This window comes from Vibrio sp. 05-20-BW147 (genome assembly GCF_013369385.1).
GTDB classification, from domain to species: Bacteria; Pseudomonadota; Gammaproteobacteria; order Enterobacterales; family Vibrionaceae; genus Vibrio; species Vibrio floridensis.
In genome coordinates this window covers 36,826-55,916 of sequence record NZ_SZTO01000016.1, presented here as the reverse complement: position 1 = coordinate 55,916, position 19,091 = coordinate 36,826, and the positions used below count along the sequence as shown (strand labels likewise).

The following is a 19,091-nucleotide window of genomic DNA, read 5'->3' as shown; positions in this document are numbered from 1 at the left end:
GAGTGAAAGCGTGGCACGAGTTAATAAAAGGTGGTTCGATAGCCTGACATGTTGTGTCGTCTTAGCCTGTTTTCTCAAACTACCTACGGTTTTCGCTCAATCACTCTCTGTTGATGAAGAGCAACGACCTAAAGTGGCGGTGGTCTTAGCAGGCGGTGGCGCTAAAGGCGCGGCGCACATTGGTGTGTTGAAAGCACTGGAAGAGATGCAGATCCCGGTGGATTACATCACGGGCACCAGTATGGGGGCGTATGTTGGCGGTTTATACGCTACCGGTATGAGTGCAGATGAGATTGAAAGCTTTATCTACAGCATCGATTGGAACAGTGGTTATCGTGATCGCGTCGATCGCAGCCAGCGTCGTGTTAGAGATAAAGAGTCTGAAGACCGCTACCAGCTAAGAACCGATATTGGTTTGCGTTTTGGCGAAGTGCACGCGCCACGGGGGTTTGTGCAAGGGCAAAACATGCTGCGCATTTTGCGTGAAACCACCGGTAACCTGAACGAATTCGACTCGTTTGATGATCTGGCTATCCCGTATCGTTCTGTCGCGACGGACATCGTAGAGCTACAACAAGTGGTGATTGATAAAGGGCAGTTGGTGGATGCCATGATGGCCAGTATGTCCGTGCCTGGTGCGTTACCTCCTTACGAGCTTAATGGGCGCATGCTGGTCGATGGTGGCGTTATTAACAACATGCCGGTGGATATTGCCAGAGACATGGGGGCTGATATTGTTATTGCTGTTGACATCAGTACCGATTACAAGCAGAAAGAAGACTTTACCAGCATGCTGGTGGTTGCAGACCAGCTGTCTAACTATCTTGTACGTCGCAGCACCCAACAGCAAGCAGAAAGCTTAGGCGGGCAGGATGTCTACCTCAGGCCTAATGTTGGTCAAATGGAAACCACCGAGTTTGCTAAGATGCCCGATGCGTATGAAGCTGGGTATCAAGCAACCTATCAAATGAAAGAGAAATTGAAGGCTCTGCGACTTAATGGCCGCCAATATCAACACTATATTGATGGTAAGCAGCAAGCACGAAAAACGCTCAACTATGGTGACCAAACTCGCGTCGATCAAATTGTGGTGATCAATAATACTCACTACAGTGCTGGGTTGTTGACTCGTCGTCTTGACTTGGATACTGGCCGAGTACTGAAAACGGATGAAATCGAAGCGGCGATAGAAAACCTCTATGCCTTGGATCGCTTCGAGTTGATCTCTTATCACTATGAGGAAGTGGACGGGATCAACCAACTCGTGGTGGTGGTGGATGAAAAATCATGGGGGCCAAATTACGTTAACTTTCGCTTTTTCCTTGAAGATGATTTCACCACAGACAGCCAATATGGTGTTGGCCTCTCGACCAGTTTTACGGATTTAAACTCTCAAGGTGGCGAGTTAACGGTTAATTTAGATATGGGAACCGATAAGCTGGTTGAAATGGAGTTTTACTCTCCGGTTTGGTTTGGACAAGAGTTTTTTACCACAACGAAATTGGCTTACAGCAGCGAAAAGCGCAGTATACCTTTTACCCTTGATGAGATTGTCGAGCCGCCGCTTGAAAGTGCTTACGACTATTTCCCCATAACCTATGGTCAGTTCATCGGTGAAATTGCGTTTGGTTATCAGCCTGCTTTGTGGCAAGAGTTTAAACTCGGTGGCCGATACACTAAAGGGGATATTGAGTTGACGACCATACAATCGGCAGGTTCGAGTGAGTTTGAACGCCGAGGTGTATTTGTCCAATATCGATTAGATACATTAGATAATTTTGCGCTGCCCACACGAGGTATTTATCTCGATCTGGAGTATTTGGTTTCCCACGATGAAAGCCATGATGTGTTCGAAAACGGCTTTGCTTCCGAATCTCAAAGTGACACGGTTCATGAATTTTCAATCGTAGGGCGGTTTGCAAGCACATATCAGCGTCATACTTTGGTCGGATCGGCTGATTACGAGTTCGTTGAAAGTAAAAACAAATATTTCCCCCTCGATCCCAAATCGATCGGTGGTTTCCTAAACTTGTCGGGTATTCCTCGTAACAGTTTGATCGGACAAAACAAATTTTTTAGCAGTTTGGTCTATCGCTACCGTTGGTTCGACAATGACTTTGGCATGTTCGAAGCGCCTGTTTATCTTGGGGCATCTTTGGAGCACGGTGGAGTCTGGTCTGATACGACACTGAGCCTCAGTCAAGCACCACTCTATAACGCCGCGAGTATCTTTGCAGGCATTGATTCACCGATAGGCCCCATTATGTTTGGTTATGGCCGTACGGAAAGTGACCTAAGTGCATTCTATTTGATCATTGGTACATCGTTTCGCTAGTGGTGAAAAATTGAACAAAAAAGACGAATAAATAGCTAAATTTAATGGGACTTTAGTCTTAAGTTGCTATGTTGGTCAAAGTGATGAGATTTTAATTTATCGTTAAATTTGCTATTCTGTCGCCCACAGTTTGGCCTCTGCGGCGCTGTTTCTCAATCATAATTGAATGAAAACATGGGCAATAGGGAGCCAAGTTTCCAAGGATGTTCACTCCTTTACTTTGAATCATAGTAATAACAAAAGGAGGAACCGCAATGAGAGGAAAAAGTCGTGCTTGAAGCCTACCGTAAACACGTCGAAGAGCGTGCAGCAGAGGGAGTTGTTCCAAAACCTCTAGATGCAGAACAAGTTGCTGGACTTGTTGAACTTCTGAAAAATCCCCCACAAGGTGAAGAAGCGTTTCTTCTAGACCTACTTGAAAATCGCATTCCCCCTGGTGTTGATGAAGCCGCGTATGTGAAAGCGGGTTTCCTTGCTGCGGTGATTCGTGGTGAAGCAAGCTCTCCGCTTGTCAGCCGTGAGCATGCGGCAAAACTGCTTGGCACCATGCAAGGTGGTTACAACATCGAACCATTGGTGGCCTTGCTTGATGATGAAGCTCTGGCGCCAATCGCCGTTGAAGCGCTGTCTCACACGTTACTGATGTTTGACGTTTTCTATGACGTTGAAGAAAAAGCGAAAGCTGGTAATCAATATGCGCAACAAGTGCTTCAGTCATGGGCTGATGCAGAATGGTTCTTGTCAAAACCTGAGCTTGCCGAAAAAATTACGTTAACCGTCTTTAAAGTCACGGGTGAAACCAACACCGATGATCTGTCTCCAGCTCCGGATGCTTGGTCTCGCCCTGATATTCCTGTTCACGCTTTAGCGATGCTAAAAAATGAGCGTGAAGGCATTGTGCCAGATCAGCCTGGCAGCATTGGCCCGATCAAACAGATTGAAGCGCTAAAAGAACAAGGTCACCAACTTGTTTATGTTGGTGATGTCGTTGGTACAGGCTCATCGCGTAAATCAGCAACCAACTCAGTGCTTTGGTTTATGGGTGATGACATTCCTTACGTACCAAACAAACGTGCTGGTGGTTATGTCTTGGGTGGCAAAATTGCACCTATCTTCTTCAACACCATGGAAGATGCGGGTGCGCTACCTATCGAAGTTGACGTGTCCAAGCTCAATATGGGCGATGTGATTGATGTCTACCCATACCAAGGTAAAGTGGCTAACCATGCTACCGGTGACGTTCTTGCTGAATTCTCACTAAAAACCGATGTCTTGATTGATGAAGTTCGTGCAGGTGGCCGTATTCCACTGATCATCGGTCGTGGTTTGACAGAGAAAGCGCGTCAATCACTAGGTTTAGCGCCGTCTGATGTCTTCCGAAAACCAGCGGATGTTGCAGATTCGGGCAAAGGCTACACGCTTGCTCAGAAAATGGTGGGTAAAGCATGTGGCGTAACGGGCATTCGCCCAGGAACCTACTGTGAACCTAAAATGACCACCGTTGGTTCACAAGACACCACTGGCCCAATGACGCGTGATGAGCTAAAAGACCTTGCTTGTCTTGGCTTCTCTGCGGATCTTGTGATGCAGTCTTTCTGTCACACCTCTGCGTATCCAAAACCTGTCGATGTGAACACACACCATACTCTGCCTGATTTCATCATGAATCGCGGCGGTGTGTCACTGCGCCCAGGCGATGGTGTTATCCACTCATGGCTAAACCGCATGCTGTTGCCTGATACTGTCGGTACAGGTGGTGACTCGCATACTCGTTTCCCATTGGGTATTTCATTCCCAGCAGGTTCTGGTCTCGTTGCGTTTGCGGCCGCGACCGGTGTCATGCCTCTGGATATGCCTGAGTCAATCTTGGTGCGCTTTAAAGGCGAAATGCAGCCAGGTATTACGCTACGAGATCTGGTACATGCCATTCCTTACTACGGCATCAAGCAAGGTCTACTGACCGTTGAGAAAGCTGGCAAGATCAACGAATTCTCTGGTCGTATTCTGGAAATCGAAGGGGTGGAACACCTCACGGTTGAGCAGGCATTTGAACTGTCTGATGCGTCAGCTGAGCGCTCTGCAGCAGGCTGTACGGTGAAACTGTCTCAAGCATCGATCGAAGAGTACCTCAACTCGAACATCGTGATGCTGAAGTGGATGATTTCAGAAGGTTACGGTGATCGTCGTACTATTGAGCGTCGTATCGTTGCGATGCAAGAGTGGTTAGCAAGCCCAGAACTGATGTCGGCAGACAGTGATGCAGAATACGCACACGTGATTGAAATTGATCTAGCGGAAATAAAAGAGCCGATTCTTTGTGCGCCGAACGATCCAGACGACGCTCGTTTGCTCTCAGATGTTCAAGGCACGCAAATCGACGAAGTGTTCATTGGTTCGTGTATGACCAACATTGGTCACTTCCGTGCAGCGGGTAAGTTGCTAGAGAAGTTCAAAGGCCAGCTTGATACGCGTCTGTGGATTGCACCACCAACTAAGATGGACCGTGACCAACTGACGGAAGAAGGTTACTACGGTATTTACGGTCGCGCTGGGGTTCGTATTGAAACTCCGGGATGTTCGCTGTGTATGGGTAACCAAGCGCGCGTGGCAGACAAAACCACGGTGATGTCGACCTCAACACGTAACTTCCCGAACCGTTTAGGTACGGGTGCGAACGTGTATCTATCCTCAGCAGAATTGGCGGCAGTCGGTGCGATTCTTGGCCGAATCCCAACGGTAGAAGAGTACATGGAATACGCGAAACAGTTGGATGCAACGGCGGCGGATACCTACCGTTACCTCAACTTCCACCTGATGGGGCAGTACACCAAAAAAGCCGACACAGTGATTTTCCAACAGCCGGCTTAATAACATCTTCGATAATAAAAAACCGCTGAATTTTCAGCGGTTTTTTTTACGTTAAGTAAAGTTTAACGGCGAGTCATACAAAAAGCAGCGGCAACGTTTCTTGCCGTTAGTTCTACGTTTTCCGCGGCTTCTGCCAACGCGGTTGGCAGATCAACGGAGCGATTGACCACGGCGAAAACGGCATCGAGGCCATGCTCATGGACCACTCCGCAATCGGCCGACAGACAACCCGCGATGCCAATCACTGGCAAGCCGTGCTTTTTCGCTGTGCGCGCGACACCGATTGGGGTTTTGCCATGAATGGTTTGGCTGTCGATGCGACCTTCTCCGGTGATCACCAGATCCGCATCAGCAACGATTTCATCTAAGCGAACCGCGTCCATGACAATCTCAATACCAGGGCGAAGCTCGGCGTTAAGCAAGCCTAGCAGCGCTGCGCCCATACCACCGGCTGCGCCCGCACCTGCCATATCACGAACATCCACGCCAAGTTGCTGTTTAATGACTGTGGCATAGTGTGCCAAGTTTTCATCCAAGATCGTAACCATCTCGGGTGTTGCCCCTTTTTGTGGCCCAAAGACGGCGGAAGCGCCTTTTGTTCCACATAGTGGGTTATCAACGTCACACGCGACTTCGAGGCGAACTTGAGCCAAGCGAGAATCAAGTTGAGAGCAGTCAATCGTTGCCAATTTCGCTAGCTCACCGCCACCATGGCCAAGCGCGTTCCCGTGCGCATCAAGCAGTTTGATGCCGAGAGCCTGTGCCATGCCAATGCCGCCATCGTTGGTCGCGCTGCCGCCGATGCCAACGATAATGTGTTCCACACCGTGGTCGAGGGCGGCTTTGATCAACTCTCCCGTCCCCAGCGTTGTGGTGATGAGAGGGTTGCGCAGCTCTGGTGATACAAGGTGCAAGCCAGAAGCCGCCGCCATCTCGATGACTGCGGTTTTGCCTTCGCCAAGCAAGCCAAAAAAGCCATCAACATTCTGGCCAAGTGGGCCAGTAACGGTGTGTTCGATGATGGTGCCACCAGTGGCGTCAACCATCGATTGCACCGTCCCTTCTCCACCATCTGCCATAGGGAGCTTCACGTAGTGTGCATCGGGTAAGACTTGCTTAAATCCTTTTTCAATCGCGATTGCCACATCCATGGCAGTAAGGCTTTCTTTATAGGAATCTGGAGCAATTATAATTTTCATGTTTACCTCAATGCTTATACAAACAGACCAAATACGCCGAACATCATGACAGAGACAAAAGCGATCATTAAGCCAACCGCAGACTCATAAGGAATCAGTTTTAAGCGCTCACGAATGTCCATATGAACAGCACCGCCCGTTGCGTGGAAGAAGCTACCATGTGGCATATGGTCAAGAACAGTGGCACCAGAATGAATCATGGCTGCCCCCGCTAATGCAGGTACTCCCAGTTCAAGAATGGTGTGACTAAATACGTTAGATGCAACGGCGGTTCCTGCTGTGGTGGATGCTGTTGCAAGTGACATCATTGCACCGGAAATCGGGGCAAGGAGATAGGACGGTAAACCCGAAGCGGTGAGAATATCGATCAAGCCATTTTTAAGCCCTGAGTTCGCGATAATACCTGCGAGAGTACCTGTACCAAGCAGCATGACGGCAACTGGCGCCATGCGCGAAAGGCCAGAGACTGCAAAGTGGTTGGTATCGGCGAATCGACCCATCACCACGGCACCGAGCAAACCGCCTAAAGGCAAGGCGATGAGCGGATCAACGTTGATGCCGGCAATTGGGCGCAAAGCCAATAGTGCAATTGCCACCAATGGCGCGACAATGGCAGCGCCAAATTTTGGCAGTTTGCTGTGATCCACTGCGATGACTTCACTGGCTGCGACTTTAGACCCCTTATTGACCAGACGTTTCGCAATGAAATACGCCAATACCAAACCACAAAGACCAGGAATTACACCAGCTGCCATCACAGAGGTTAATGGCACATTAAAGGCATCAGCGGCTGCGATTGCATTGGGATTTGGCGACATTACGTTACCGGCTTTACCGCCCCCGACCATGGCAAGCAAAATCGCGGTTTTAGAGATATCAGCACGGCGAGCAATCGCCAACGCAATCGGAGAAACCGTAATGACGGCGACATCAACAAAAACGCCAACGGCAGTCAGAATCATGGTCGCCAATGCCAGGGCGAGAAGCGCGCGTGTTTCCCCCACTTTTTTGACGATCGTCTCTGCGATCGATGTTGCTGCGCCAGATTCAATCAAGACGCCAGCCAAAACACCGGCGGCAAGAATACGTAAAACCGCGGTCACAATACCTTGTGCGCCGCCGATCATTAGAGAAACTGTGTCGGTCAGTGAAACACCACCAATCACACCGCCGATAAGAGCGCCAATGATCATGCCGTACGCGGGTGGGACTTTTTTCAGTATGAGCGCAATGGCCACCACTAAGGCAGCTAAGGCTCCGAGGGTAGAGACTTCAATCATGTTCCATTTCCATATTATTGATAAGAGTATTTTTTGCTCGAATATAGAGATGGAATCTGATCGGGTCTTTAGTCGTTACAACAAATTTCACCCAGCTGACTGCTTTGTTTTTTGTGCATCTGCACAATTTCTTTGTTTTGAGGAGAACAACTCTAGCGCGATATAGAGTTGGAAGGTGTTATTTAAGTTATTGAAATTTAATGATGTTATATCTTCAATCTTTTCAATTCGATAGCGGAGGGTATTACGATGGATATGAAGCGCTTGGCAAGTTCGACATGCATCACAGTTCTGAGAAAAATACGCGGTGAGGGTTTTGAGTAGCACGCCTTTGCTGTCTTTTTTTTGCAGTTTCAGTAATGGAGCCTGTAATTGTTCGGCTTTCCAAGGTTGTGAAAGGAGATCGCTCATCAACACAGGTAGCTTATGATCTTGGTAGAAGAAAACCGTGCCAGATTGCTCAGCCATCAATTGCATGGTGAGTTTGGCGGTTTCAAAAGATTGGGCTAATCCTGCCAATCCCTCAAAGTAGTCTCCGAGCGCAATTTTGATTGAGAAGTTCCCTTCTTTACTTACCCTCTTTAGCAACTGGTTGATGCGCTTGGTTTCCACCTCTTTGGACCAACCGTTGTCGGTGAGGCTTATCGGTTTTAACACCACCACCTCGTTATTAGAGACAGATAAAATACCAACGAGATTGTCACGTTCAGGATACTCAAGTAGGTGAACGATCTGTTGTAAATGCTCCAACGAGAGTGAGGTTTGTTTATCAGGAAAAACCTTGACCACAGCAGCTATTCTCGGCTCACTCAAATTTAAGCCAAGTCGCTCAGCGATGGAATTCAACTGGTTGTCATTCAGCGTCGCGCCAGAGATAAGCTGCAGAACTAGTTCTTCCCTGTGTCGCTTATTCCATTGCACTTGAGACATGAGGGCGGCTTGCTCAACGATGAGCTCTGCGGTCATCTTAACCAGTTCGCCATAATGCTTCACTTCGTCTGGTGCGCCGGATACGCCAATGACGCCAATGACTTGTTCTAGAAAAAGGATCGGTAAGTTGATCCCAGGTTTAACCCCTTTAAGATGGCTAGCGGTGGCTTTATCGATCTCAACCACTCGACACTCCGTAATTGCGAGCACGGCACCTTCATGTTTTTGTTGCAGTCGCGATGGATCCCCTGAACCAATAATCCTCCCTTGATCGTCCATCACATTGACGGAATAGGGGATGATCTTCATGGTGCGTTCGACAATTTGCCGTGCAATAGTTTCGTTCAGTTTCATGCTTGAGAGTGGAGTCCAAGTGGGAATTTGTCGATAATAGTACCTGATCTCGTTATCAATAGAGAAAAACATGGATTACGAATTTAAGAAAAACATCCTAGATGGCAACTATTACTGCCATTGCTCAATGGACCATGAAATTGTCGGCCGTTGGCTTCAAGAAGAAATCAGCAAAGAGAGCACTAAAATCGCCCAAGTGCTGGCTTTAATTGCCGCAGCAAGAAGTAACCCGACAGAAGAGCTTTGCTTAAATGGCACCGAAATCAGCTTGATGATTTGTGGCGATGAAGTCACTGTGCAAGACAATGCGTTGCTGCACAGTTACGCGCTTGAGGCAGAGAGCGAGTTCGAACTGTATGACTGTGAGAGTGTCGCATGTTGTGGTTTAGAAGACTTTGAACAGCTCATTCAGCAGTGGCAGTTGTTCGTTCGTCGTTGATGGATAGCTTGTTGCACGTTTATTGAACACTTGCTTTATATTTGTGAATAGAGCGCACTATTATGGTGCGCTCTATTTTTATTTTTGTAACTTTTAAAATTAATTTTATTTAAAAACAATAAGATAAAAAGTTGGCACGTTGCTTGGATTATCTAAAGCGTTACAGGATGAACGCTTTCAGAGAGGATGCAATGAAACTAATTAACGCCATTATCAAACCTTTTAAGCTCGATGATGTTCGAGAAGCGCTGGCGGATGTAGGTATTGAGGGAATGACCGTTTCCGAGGTCAAAGGCTTTGGTCGTCAGAAAGGCCATACTGAACTCTATCGAGGTGCAGAGTACCAAGTGGATTTCTTACCCAAAGTGAAACTGGAAATTGCTACTCAAGCGGAAAATGTCGATCGCGTGATCGATGCTATTACCAAAGCGGCGCACACCGGAAAAATCGGTGACGGCAAAATCTTTGTTTATGACTTGAGCCATGCCGTACGTATTCGTACTGGCGAAACTGACGTTGAAGCACTTTAACGATTCAAAGGATTGGAGAGATACATTATGGAATTAACAACAACAGTCTCGGAACTACGCTACGCGCTCGATACCTTTTTCTTCCTTATTTCTGGGGCGCTGGTGATGTGGATGGCAGCAGGTTTCGCCATGCTGGAAGCGGGGTTGGTTCGTTCAAAGAACACCACGGAAATCTTAACTAAAAACTTCTGTCTGTACGCGATAGCCTGTACCACGTATTTAGTGGTGGGCTACAACATTATGTACGTGGATAACAGTGAAGGCGGTTGGTTGCCTTCGATTGGCGCATTAATTGGTAGCCAAGCAGAAGGGGCCGATCACTCACTTGAATCAGATTTCTTCTTCCAAGTGGTGTTTGTGGCAACGGCGATGTCAGTGGTGTCTGGCGCGGTAGCGGAGCGTATGAAGCTTTGGTCTTTCCTACTGTTCTCTGCCATTTTGACTGCCTTTATCTATCCGGTAGAAGGTTATTGGACTTGGGGTGGTGGCTTCTTGTCAGCGGCGGGTTTTAGTGACTTCGCGGGTTCGGGCATTGTGCACATGGCTGGTGCATCAGCGGCTTTAGCGGGTGTACTGCTGCTGGGGGCGCGCAAAGGTAAGTACGGCAAAAATGGCGAAGTGTATCCCATCCCAGGATCAAACATGCCATTAGCAACGTTGGGTACCTTTATTCTGTGGTTCGGCTGGTTTGGTTTTAATGGTGGCTCACAGTTAATGGTGTCTGACTTTGAAAACGCGACGGCGGTTGGGCAAATTTTCCTAAACACGAATGCTGCAGCTGCAGCAGGGGCCATTACCGCGCTATTGGTGTGTAAAACAACGTGGGGCAAAGCCGATTTAACCATGATTCTCAACGGCGCGCTTGCTGGTTTAGTTGCGATTACTGCGGACCCTCTTTCACCATCACCTTTGTATGCGGTGGCGATTGGTGCGGTAGCGGGTGCCTTGGTTGTGTTCAGTATTGTTGGTCTCGATAAACTAAAAATTGATGATCCAGTGGGTGCGATTTCGGTTCACGGTGTGTGTGGCTTCTTTGGTCTCATGGTTGTGCCAATCAGCAACGGTGATGCGAGCTTCCTTTCACAACTATTTGGTGCAGCAGTGATTTTTGCTTGGGTATTTGGTGCAAGCCTTGCGGTTTGGGCGGTACTGAAAGCCACCATCGGCATCCGAGTCTCTGAAGAAGAAGAGATGGAAGGGATGGACATGCACGACTGCGGTGTTGGCGCGTACCCAGAATTCGTCACGGTAAAATAAGTCAACCAAGACATACTTGTTTACAAATAAAAATATCAAAAACCTGCTCATACCAGCAGGTTTTTTTGTTTTCCGTCATTGTGTTCTAAACTATGATGAATATAATAACGCTACTGATAAACGTTATCATTACGAATCTAAAGGATTGAATCAATGAAAAAGCTGCTTACTCTTTCTGCGCTTGCATGTGCGACGCTTGCTCCTACAGCAATGGCTGCTGAAGAGGTCAATGTTTACTCTTACCGTCAACCTTTCCTTGTTGAGCCAATGTTCAATGAGTTCACAAAGGAAACCGGTATCAAAGTAAACGTGATGTTTGCAAAAACTGGTATTGCAGAAAAACTCGCGCAAGAAGGCGAGTACAGCCCTGCTGACGTAATTCTAACCGTAGATATCAGCCGCCTTGCTGAGCTAACAGACAAAGGTCTTGTTCAGCCAGTTAACAGCGAAATCATTGAAGCCAATGTTCCAGCTCAATACCAAGACAAAGAAAACGAGTGGTTTGCACTCACCACGCGTACTCGTAGCGTTTACTCTTCTCGTGATCGCGTTGGTAAGCTAGGTGAATCTTTCACTTACGAAGATCTTGCGAAGCCAGAATTCAAAGGCAAAATCTGTACTCGTAGTGGTAAGCACCCTTACAACATCTCTTTGGTTTCAGCGATGATCGCACATCACGGTGAAGCAGAAACTAAGAAATGGCTAGAAGGCGTAAAAGCCAACCTAGCACGTAAACCTCAAGGTAACGACCGTGGTCAAGTGAAGGCAATTAAAGAAGGCCTTTGTGATGTTTCTCTAGGTAATAGCTACTACCTAGGCGCAATGGTTAATGATCAAGAGCAGAAAGCGTGGGCGGAAGCGGTTTACATTAACTTCCCTAACCAGCAAACCACGGGTACACACGTGAACATTTCTGGTATGGCGATGGCGAAATACGCACCGAACAAAGCCAATGCACAAAAGCTAATGGAATTCCTAACTGGCGACAAAGCACAGCACATGTATGCGGAAGTGAACTTTGAATACCCAGTAAAAGCGGGTGTAGAGCGTTCTGAGCTTGTGGCTTCTTGGGGTGACTTCAAAGCAGATACCATTTCTCTTGATGACATCGCATCACACCATGCAGCTGCAATCAAACTTCTTGATGAAGTGAAATTTGACCTTTAAATGAAACTAGGGGTATAACTATACCCCTATTTATTTAAGTGATATGAGATGTATTTGCAAACGCATCTGTGTTTCATACGCCCTTGCAGTTATTAGGCGATGAAAGAAAAAAAATACACATGGAAAACCAGTAGTGGAGTGTTGGCTCTGCTGCTGGTTTTGCCGATCTTGGCGATCTTCTATACTGCTGTTGGCCACACGGATGAGTTGTTTGCTCATTTGATGTCAACGGTGATGCCTTCGTACATTTTAAATACCATCCTTTTGACGACTGGCGTGTTAGTTGTCTCTCTCATTTTGGGTATTCCAAGTGCGTGGTTTATGGCCATGTGCAAACTTCCCACTGAAAAATGGTTGCAATGGGCATTAGTGCTGCCACTGGCTATGCCGGGCTACATTATTGGCTATATTTTTACTGATTGGTTTGATTTCGCAGGTCCAGTTCAAATTCTCTTGCGCGATATAACGGGATGGGGTCCTGGAGAGTATTGGTTTCCTGATATTCGAACGGTAGCTGGGGCCACCTTCGTGCTGTCGCTCGTGCTTTACCCGTATGTTTATTTGCTCTGTCGCGCTGCCTTTATGGAACAAAACGTCTCTTTGTTGCAAAGTGCTCGCTTACTGAAGTGCAGCGCATGGGAGAGTTTTTGGCGTATTTCTATGCCGCTTGCGCGCCCTTCTATTGCGGTGGGGTTGTCGTTGGTGGCGATGGAGACGATTGGTGACTTCGGCACCGTCAGCTATTTTGCGGTCAACACGCTTACCACTGCGGTGTACGACACTTGGCTCGGTTACTCTAACTTAAACGCGGCGGCAAAAATTTCAGCCTTAATGCTACTGATTGTCATCTTATTACTCAGTGCTGAGCGTTATAGCCGACGTAAGCAAAAGCTCTTTCAAGCGCAGTTCAATAGCCACGAAGATTTCCGTTATCAACTCAAAGGTTGGAAAAAATGGGCTGCACTGACTTGGTGTTGGGGGCTGGTGTCTATTGCCTTTATTTTCCCGCTGCTGCAGTTGGTGGATTACTCGATCACTTATTTTGAACAGAGTTGGACCAACGACTTCCGTCGCTTTGCGATGAACAGCTTAAAAGTCTCAACTGCAGCGGCAGTGGTGGCGGTATTGATTGCTTTAGTGGTGAACTTCAATCACCGTCTACACAATCAGAAAACCAGCTTGGCGTGCATTCGCTTCTCGTCCTTGGGGTATGCAGTGCCAGGTACCGTATTGGCGATTGGTATCATGGTGCCGGTGTTGTCTATGGACCACTTAGTCAATGATGTCGCGAAGTACATGGGATGGGGCAGACCCGGCCTGATTTTTTCAGGAACTATATTTGCGATTATTTTTGCCATGGTGGTGCGTTTTTCTGCGGTGGCGATTGGCAGCATTGAAAGTAGCTTGAACAAAATCTCCCCTTCGCTTGATATGGCATCACGTACTATGGGCTGCCATGCCAATGCTATGTTATGGCGTGTGCATTTCCCGCTGATCAAACGCGGCATGCTGATTGCGGGATTGTTGGTATTTATTGAGTCGATGAAAGAGCTGAATGCAGCGCTACTATTGCGCCCATTCAACTTTGAAACCTTGGCCACCTATGTTTACAACTATGCCTCCGACGAGCGTTTGGAACTGGCTGCATTACCGGCGGTGTTGTTGGTGTTGGTTGGATTGATCCCCCTTGTTATCGTTAACCGTTCACTGGAGCAGAGTCACTAATGAGTTGCGCACTATCGATTAAAAACCTGACTTGTCAATACGATGCTCAAACGGTGCTTGAGTCACTCTCTCTGGAAGTAGAACAAGGGCAGATTGTTTGTTTACTTGGGGCCAGTGGTTGCGGAAAAACCACTTTATTGAAAGCCATCGCAGGGCTGCTGCCTCTCTCAGCCGGAGAGATGAGTTTAAACTGCATGATGATCGATAATGGTGAACATTGGGTGCCACCTGAGCAGCGTAATATCGGCATGATTTTCCAAGATTATGCGCTGTTTCCTCACCTGACTGTGGCAGAGAATGTGGCGTTTGGATTGCGTGGCATCAGCACAGATGCACGCCAAAGCAAAGTCAAAGAAATGCTAGAGTTGGTTCATTTGTCTCCTTTTGCCGATCGTTACCCGCATCAGCTCTCGGGTGGCCAACAGCAACGAGTGGCGATTGCGCGTTCGTTGGCGTACAAGCCAGATTTGCTTCTGCTCGATGAACCCTTTTCGAACATCGACACACAAGTACGCCATGAACTGATTGCAGAGATTCGTAAAATCTTTAAGCAGCAAGGCGTAACAGCAATTTTCGTTACGCACAGCCGAGAAGAAGCGTTTGCTTTTGCCGATAAAATGGCGGTGATGAATCACGGTGTGATTGAACAATATGGCACCGCTTCTGAGCTTTATTACAAACCATCGAGCAAGTTTGTCGCAGATTTCCTTGGCGGCGGCAGTTACCTTCCAGCCAAGCGTTTGTCGGAATCCGAGTTTGAAACCCATTTGGGCGTCGTTGAAGCCACAGCGCAGCAATCGATTTTGATTAATGATCAGTGTGAGTTGTTGTTGCGTCCTCAGCACATTCAAATCAGTGCCGCAGAGGAAAGCAGTATCCGTATTATGGAGCAGCAATTTATGGGTGATCACTGCCGCTATGTGATCGAAGCCAATGGCAATAAGTTATTAGCCAGTTCGGCAGAGGCGCTCAATATCGGACAAATGGTCTCGGTGAAAGTTGATACCCAAGGCATCTTAGCGTTTTAAACGAAAAAAGCCCGACCTAAATTGGTCGGGCAATGGTACGTTATCTCACTGTTCCGGAAAACAATGCTTAAAGGGCTAAAAACTCTTTAAATTGATTAACGACCAGTTCGGCAGTCTCTTTATCCTGCATCTCAGCAAAAATTCGCAGCAAAGGTTCAGTACCGGAGAAGCGAGCAATGACCCAGCCTCCGTTTTTGAAGTACACTTTCGCTCCATCGTCATAACTGACTTTTTCAATCTCAAAGCCAAATTCAGGCAATTGTTTTTCGACATAAATTTTGTCGTACAACGACTGTTTAGCCGCTGGTTTGAACTTGCAATCACCTTCAGCCATGTAGGCATAGCCGTACTTGCTGTAGATCTCTTCTAATAGCTCAGAAAGCTTTTTGCCCGTCACGGAAATCATTTCAACTAATAGGCTCGAGGCAAACACGCCATCTTTGCCTTTGATATGACCACGGATGGTTAAGCCGCCAGAACTCTCACCACCGATCAAAGAGTCGTCGGCTTCCATTTGTGAACTGATGTGTTTAAAGCCCACAGGCACTTCAAAACACTTCTCACCATGGTCTGCAGCGATTTTATCCAGCAGGTGCGTGGTGGCGATGTTACGAACCACAGAACCTGTCCAGCCTTTGTATTTGAGTAGGTAGTAATACAATAGGATCAACACTTCGTTCGGATGAATGAAGTTGCCTTTTTCATCGATAATGCCCAAACGGTCTGCATCGCCATCGGTACCAATACCAATGTCATAGCCTTGTGCCGCCACAAGGTGCTTCAGACGATAGAGGGTCGCAGCGCTTGGGGATGGCATTAAGCCACCGAAGTCTGGGTTCTTGCCATCGTTGATCACGTCGACATCACAGCGCCCATTGATCAATACCGTTTGCAGCGCGTTCTTCGCCACCCCAAACATCGGGTCGATCAGCACGCGTAGATTGGCCTTTTTGATTGCTTCGATGTCGATGAAGTTGATGATAGAGTCCACAAACTCGTTCATCGGGTTGATGATGACGATCTGTTTATCTTCAACGGCTTGCTCGAAATCGACGCTTTTCACTTGATCTAGTGTCAGGTGGGCAATTTGTGCTTCGATTTTTTGTGTGATCACTTCGTCTGCATCACGTCCGCCTTCAATAAAGATCTTGACTCCATTGTAGTCGGCCGGGTTGTGTGAGGCGGTAATGCACGCAGAGTAAGCGCAGCCCATTTCTTTGGCTTTGAACATGACGATAGGTGTTGGGACAAACTTGTTGATGAAGCTCACCACAATACCATTAGCGGCAAGGACTTCAGCAAACCAAGCACCAGCTTTATCCGACAAGAAACGACGGTCGTAGCCAATCACAAACCCACGTTCTGCAACTTGTTCGTTATTGATGATATTGGCGACGGCTTGAGCAACAATGCGAACGTTGTCTTTGGTGAACTCTTCACCAATAAAGGCACGCCAGCCACCTGTTCCAAATTTGATCATTCTTCGATCTCCCTTAGGAAGCGGCCTTTCGGCCACTTCCCAATCTATTTGCTAGCGTTGGAATTGAGGCTTAGCCCAACACCACCACGACTTCGTTTACACTGCCCTCTGCTTGCGCAGGAACGGCACCTTCAATCGCTTGACCGTTAAGGGTGATGGATTTCACGCCTTTCGATACGCCTTGTGGGTTTTCCACTTTGATCTGGTAAGTCGCGCCACGCCATTGACGAGTCACTTCAAAACCAGGCCATGATGTTGGAATACATGGGTCGATTTCAAGTGAATCAAAACCAGTACGAACACCGAGAATAAAGTTGGTGGTCGCGTAGTAAGCCCAACCCGATGTACCTGTTAACCATGGGTGGTTAGCGCGGCCATGATCTTGATGATCGCGGCCCATGATGAACTGAACATACGAGTAAGGTTCTGCAATGCGCGTTTCAATACTTTCGTTTTGATTGTATGGGTTTAGAGAATCGTAAAGCTCCATTGCGCGATCACCACGGCCTAGTTTCGCTTCCGCTACCCAAGCCCATGGGTTTGGATGAGAGAAGATAGCACCGTTCTCTTTTACGCCTTGGTATACGCGAGTCACGAAACCGATGTCATCGTTTGGCGTAGCAAATGATGGTGCGTTTAGGTGTAGGCCGTATTTCGAGAATAGGTACTCGTAGACCGCATCCATCGCCTTGATGCCGCGCTCGTGGCTGACTGCGCCAGAAAGGACGGCCAGTGAGTTTGACTCAAGGTGCACTTTACCTTCCACTTGGTCAAAGGTACCAATCTTGTCGCCATCTTTGGTCAGGCCGCGAATGTACCATTCACCTTTCTCGTCCCATAGGTGAGTTTCACACGCTTCACGAACACCGTCCGCCATCGCTTGGTATTTGTCTGTCGCCGCTTCATCATTGCGGAAACGAGAAAGCTCTAGGAAGGCTTCTAGTGCCCAGAAGTGTAGGAAGGACACCATGGAAGACTCACCACCACCTAGGTTTAGACAGTCGTTCCAGTCTGCGCGTAGACCCTTACAGATACCCGTTTGACCAACGTATTCTGCGGAGAAATCCAGCGCTGCCATCATGTGTTCATACACCGTTGCGTTGCCGCCATCTGCGTACGGGATGACTTCATCGATGAAGTTGATATCGCCGGTCTCTTTCACATAGTTCAAGATGGTTGGCACGATCCATAGGTGATCGTCTGAACAGGTGTCCTTGATACCGTGGATCTTGTCATCGTCAGATGGCGTTGGGACAACGGTAGGTGATTTTGATGGTTTCACATCGGCTTTTGCTGGATCGAACCAATCTGGATCAAATAGGTGCAAACCGTATCCGGCTTTCACTTGGCCGCGAAGCAGATCAACCAAACGCTTACGCGTCATCGCTGGGTTGGTGTGAGGGACCGAAATTGCATCTTGTGCAGTATCACGGTAACCCAAGCCAGTGCGGCCGCCAACTTCAATGAAAGAGGCAAAGCGAGACCACACCACACACGTTTCAGCTTGGTACAGAGTCCATGCGTTGATCATGGTATCCAAACCTGCGTTCGGTGATTTCACTTGGAACTTCTCACAACGCTCATCCCAGTGTGCTTTAATGCCAGCAAAGGCTTGATCGACTTTGGCAAGATCTTGGTACTTCTCGCGCAGTTTCGCGCCGTTCCCTTTACCAACACCTAGGATTACTGCAAAGCGTACTTTTTCGCCAGGTTGTAGAACGAATTGTTTGTGCAAAGCGCCACAGTGGTTGTAACAGGTTTGTGCAGTGTTAGAACACTTACCTTGTGCCACAGCGATTGGATTTGCTTCGTCACGGTACATACCTAGGAAGACATCGCGTTGGCCGTCGTAGCTGTCAGCATCAAATGTGGCGGTTAGGTAGTAGAAACCTAGGAAGTCGTCCGTGTTGTAGTAAAGATCGTATTCAATCACGCCGTCTTTGTATTCGGTACCTGCAGAGTACAACGACATCTGATGGTTTTGGTTGTCCGATTTAATGTGGCTGAAAGAAAACTCAACGTAGTTGAAGGCACTGATGGTGCGTACTTCGTCAGAGGTGTTCTCGATTTCAACGTCCCAAACTTCCGCGTCTTCACCTTTTGGTACGAACAGGGTTTTGTTGGCAACGATGCCATTGTATTCACATTTGAATTTTGAGTAAGACAAGCCATGACGTACTTCGTACTTAGCTTGTTCCAGGCTTTTCGCCACTGGTTGCCATGAAATTGACCAGTAATCACCCGTTGCATCATCACGTAGGTACACATAGTGCCCTGGACGATCTTGAGTAAAGTTTGGACGGAACTTGGTCACACGGTTGTACTCAGGAGAGTGATAGAAAGAGTATCCCCCTGCGTTGTGTGAAATAACCGTACAGAATTTCTCTGTGCCGAGGTAGTTAGTCCAAGGTGCCGGAACATCCGGACGAGTGATGACGTATTCACGATTGTCATTATCGAAATAGCCGTATTTCATTGTCATTTCCTTTTTAACAAACT

13 protein-coding genes are annotated in these 19,091 nt (G+C 47.8%); 8 read left to right on the top strand and 5 right to left on the bottom strand.

Annotated elements, in window-relative coordinates; all coding sequences use genetic code 11:
- Positions 1 to 43 precede the first annotated feature (43 nt).
- The gene (locus FC652_RS14895) at positions 44 to 2,335 is read left to right on the top strand and encodes a patatin-like phospholipase family protein (protein WP_217904641.1); all 2,292 of its coding nucleotides are present in this window, start codon (positions 44 to 46) and stop codon (positions 2,333 to 2,335) included.
- A gap of 270 nt (positions 2,336 to 2,605) precedes the next feature.
- Positions 2,606 to 5,203, top strand: a complete 2,598-nt coding sequence (acnB, locus tag FC652_RS14890) for a bifunctional aconitate hydratase 2/2-methylisocitrate dehydratase (protein ID WP_176299224.1) — start codon at positions 2,606 to 2,608, stop codon at positions 5,201 to 5,203.
- Positions 5,204 to 5,265: 62 nt separating this feature from the next.
- Here acnB and FC652_RS14885 read toward each other — a convergent pair whose 3' ends face one another.
- From FC652_RS14885 to FC652_RS14875, 3 genes are all read right to left on the bottom strand, one after another.
- The gene (locus FC652_RS14885) at positions 5,266 to 6,402 is read right to left on the bottom strand and encodes a glycerate kinase (RefSeq protein ID WP_176299223.1); all 1,137 of its coding nucleotides are present in this window, start codon (positions 6,400 to 6,402) and stop codon (positions 5,266 to 5,268) included.
- Positions 6,403 to 6,416: 14 nt separating this feature from the next.
- Positions 6,417 to 7,682 carry a GntP family permease gene (locus tag FC652_RS14880; protein WP_011079576.1) on the bottom strand — a complete coding sequence of 422 codons (1,266 nt, stop codon included), beginning with the start codon at positions 7,680 to 7,682 and terminating at the stop codon, positions 6,417 to 6,419.
- A gap of 87 nt (positions 7,683 to 7,769) precedes the next feature.
- Positions 7,770 to 8,966, bottom strand: coding sequence for a sugar diacid recognition domain-containing protein (locus tag FC652_RS14875; protein ID WP_176299222.1), 1,197 nt, complete (start codon positions 8,964 to 8,966; stop codon positions 7,770 to 7,772).
- 70 nt (positions 8,967 to 9,036) lie between these two features.
- On the opposite strand from FC652_RS14875, the gene FC652_RS14870 reads away from it, so the two are divergent.
- The 6 genes from FC652_RS14870 (at position 9,037) to FC652_RS14845 (ending at position 15,112) form a co-directional block, all read left to right on the top strand.
- Positions 9,037 to 9,405, top strand: coding sequence for a YacL family protein (locus FC652_RS14870; protein WP_176299221.1), 369 nt, complete (start codon positions 9,037 to 9,039; stop codon positions 9,403 to 9,405).
- A gap of 191 nt (positions 9,406 to 9,596) precedes the next feature.
- The gene (gene glnK, locus FC652_RS14865) at positions 9,597 to 9,935 is read left to right on the top strand and encodes a P-II family nitrogen regulator (RefSeq protein WP_176299220.1); all 339 of its coding nucleotides are present in this window, start codon (positions 9,597 to 9,599) and stop codon (positions 9,933 to 9,935) included.
- 27 nt (positions 9,936 to 9,962) lie between these two features.
- The gene (locus FC652_RS14860) at positions 9,963 to 11,192 is read left to right on the top strand and encodes an ammonium transporter (protein WP_176299219.1); all 1,230 of its coding nucleotides are present in this window, start codon (positions 9,963 to 9,965) and stop codon (positions 11,190 to 11,192) included.
- A 153-nt stretch (positions 11,193 to 11,345) separates the two neighbouring features.
- Positions 11,346 to 12,359, top strand: coding sequence for a Fe(3+) ABC transporter substrate-binding protein (locus FC652_RS14855; RefSeq protein ID WP_176299218.1), 1,014 nt, complete (start codon positions 11,346 to 11,348; stop codon positions 12,357 to 12,359).
- A 99-nt stretch (positions 12,360 to 12,458) separates the two neighbouring features.
- The gene (locus tag FC652_RS14850; protein ID WP_176299217.1) at positions 12,459 to 14,084 is read left to right on the top strand and encodes an iron ABC transporter permease; all 1,626 of its coding nucleotides are present in this window, start codon (positions 12,459 to 12,461) and stop codon (positions 14,082 to 14,084) included.
- Positions 14,084 to 15,112: an ABC transporter ATP-binding protein gene (locus tag FC652_RS14845; protein ID WP_176299216.1), complete on the top strand. Its 1,029-nt coding sequence runs from the start codon at positions 14,084 to 14,086 to the stop codon at positions 15,110 to 15,112. The genes FC652_RS14850 and FC652_RS14845 overlap by 1 nt, the downstream gene beginning before the upstream one ends.
- 67 nt (positions 15,113 to 15,179) lie before the next feature.
- Here the strand turns inward: FC652_RS14845 and FC652_RS14840 are convergent, their stop codons facing one another.
- Both FC652_RS14840 and FC652_RS14835 read right to left on the bottom strand, forming a co-directional pair.
- Complete coding sequence (locus FC652_RS14840; protein ID WP_176299215.1) at positions 15,180 to 16,592, bottom strand: phosphoglucomutase/phosphomannomutase family protein; 1,413 nt, start codon at positions 16,590 to 16,592, stop codon at positions 15,180 to 15,182.
- A 70-nt stretch (positions 16,593 to 16,662) separates the two neighbouring features.
- Entirely contained in the window at positions 16,663 to 19,068 is a 2,406-nt protein-coding gene (locus tag FC652_RS14835; RefSeq protein WP_176299214.1) for a N,N'-diacetylchitobiose phosphorylase, read from the bottom strand.
- Positions 19,069 to 19,091: the final 23 nt, after the last annotated feature.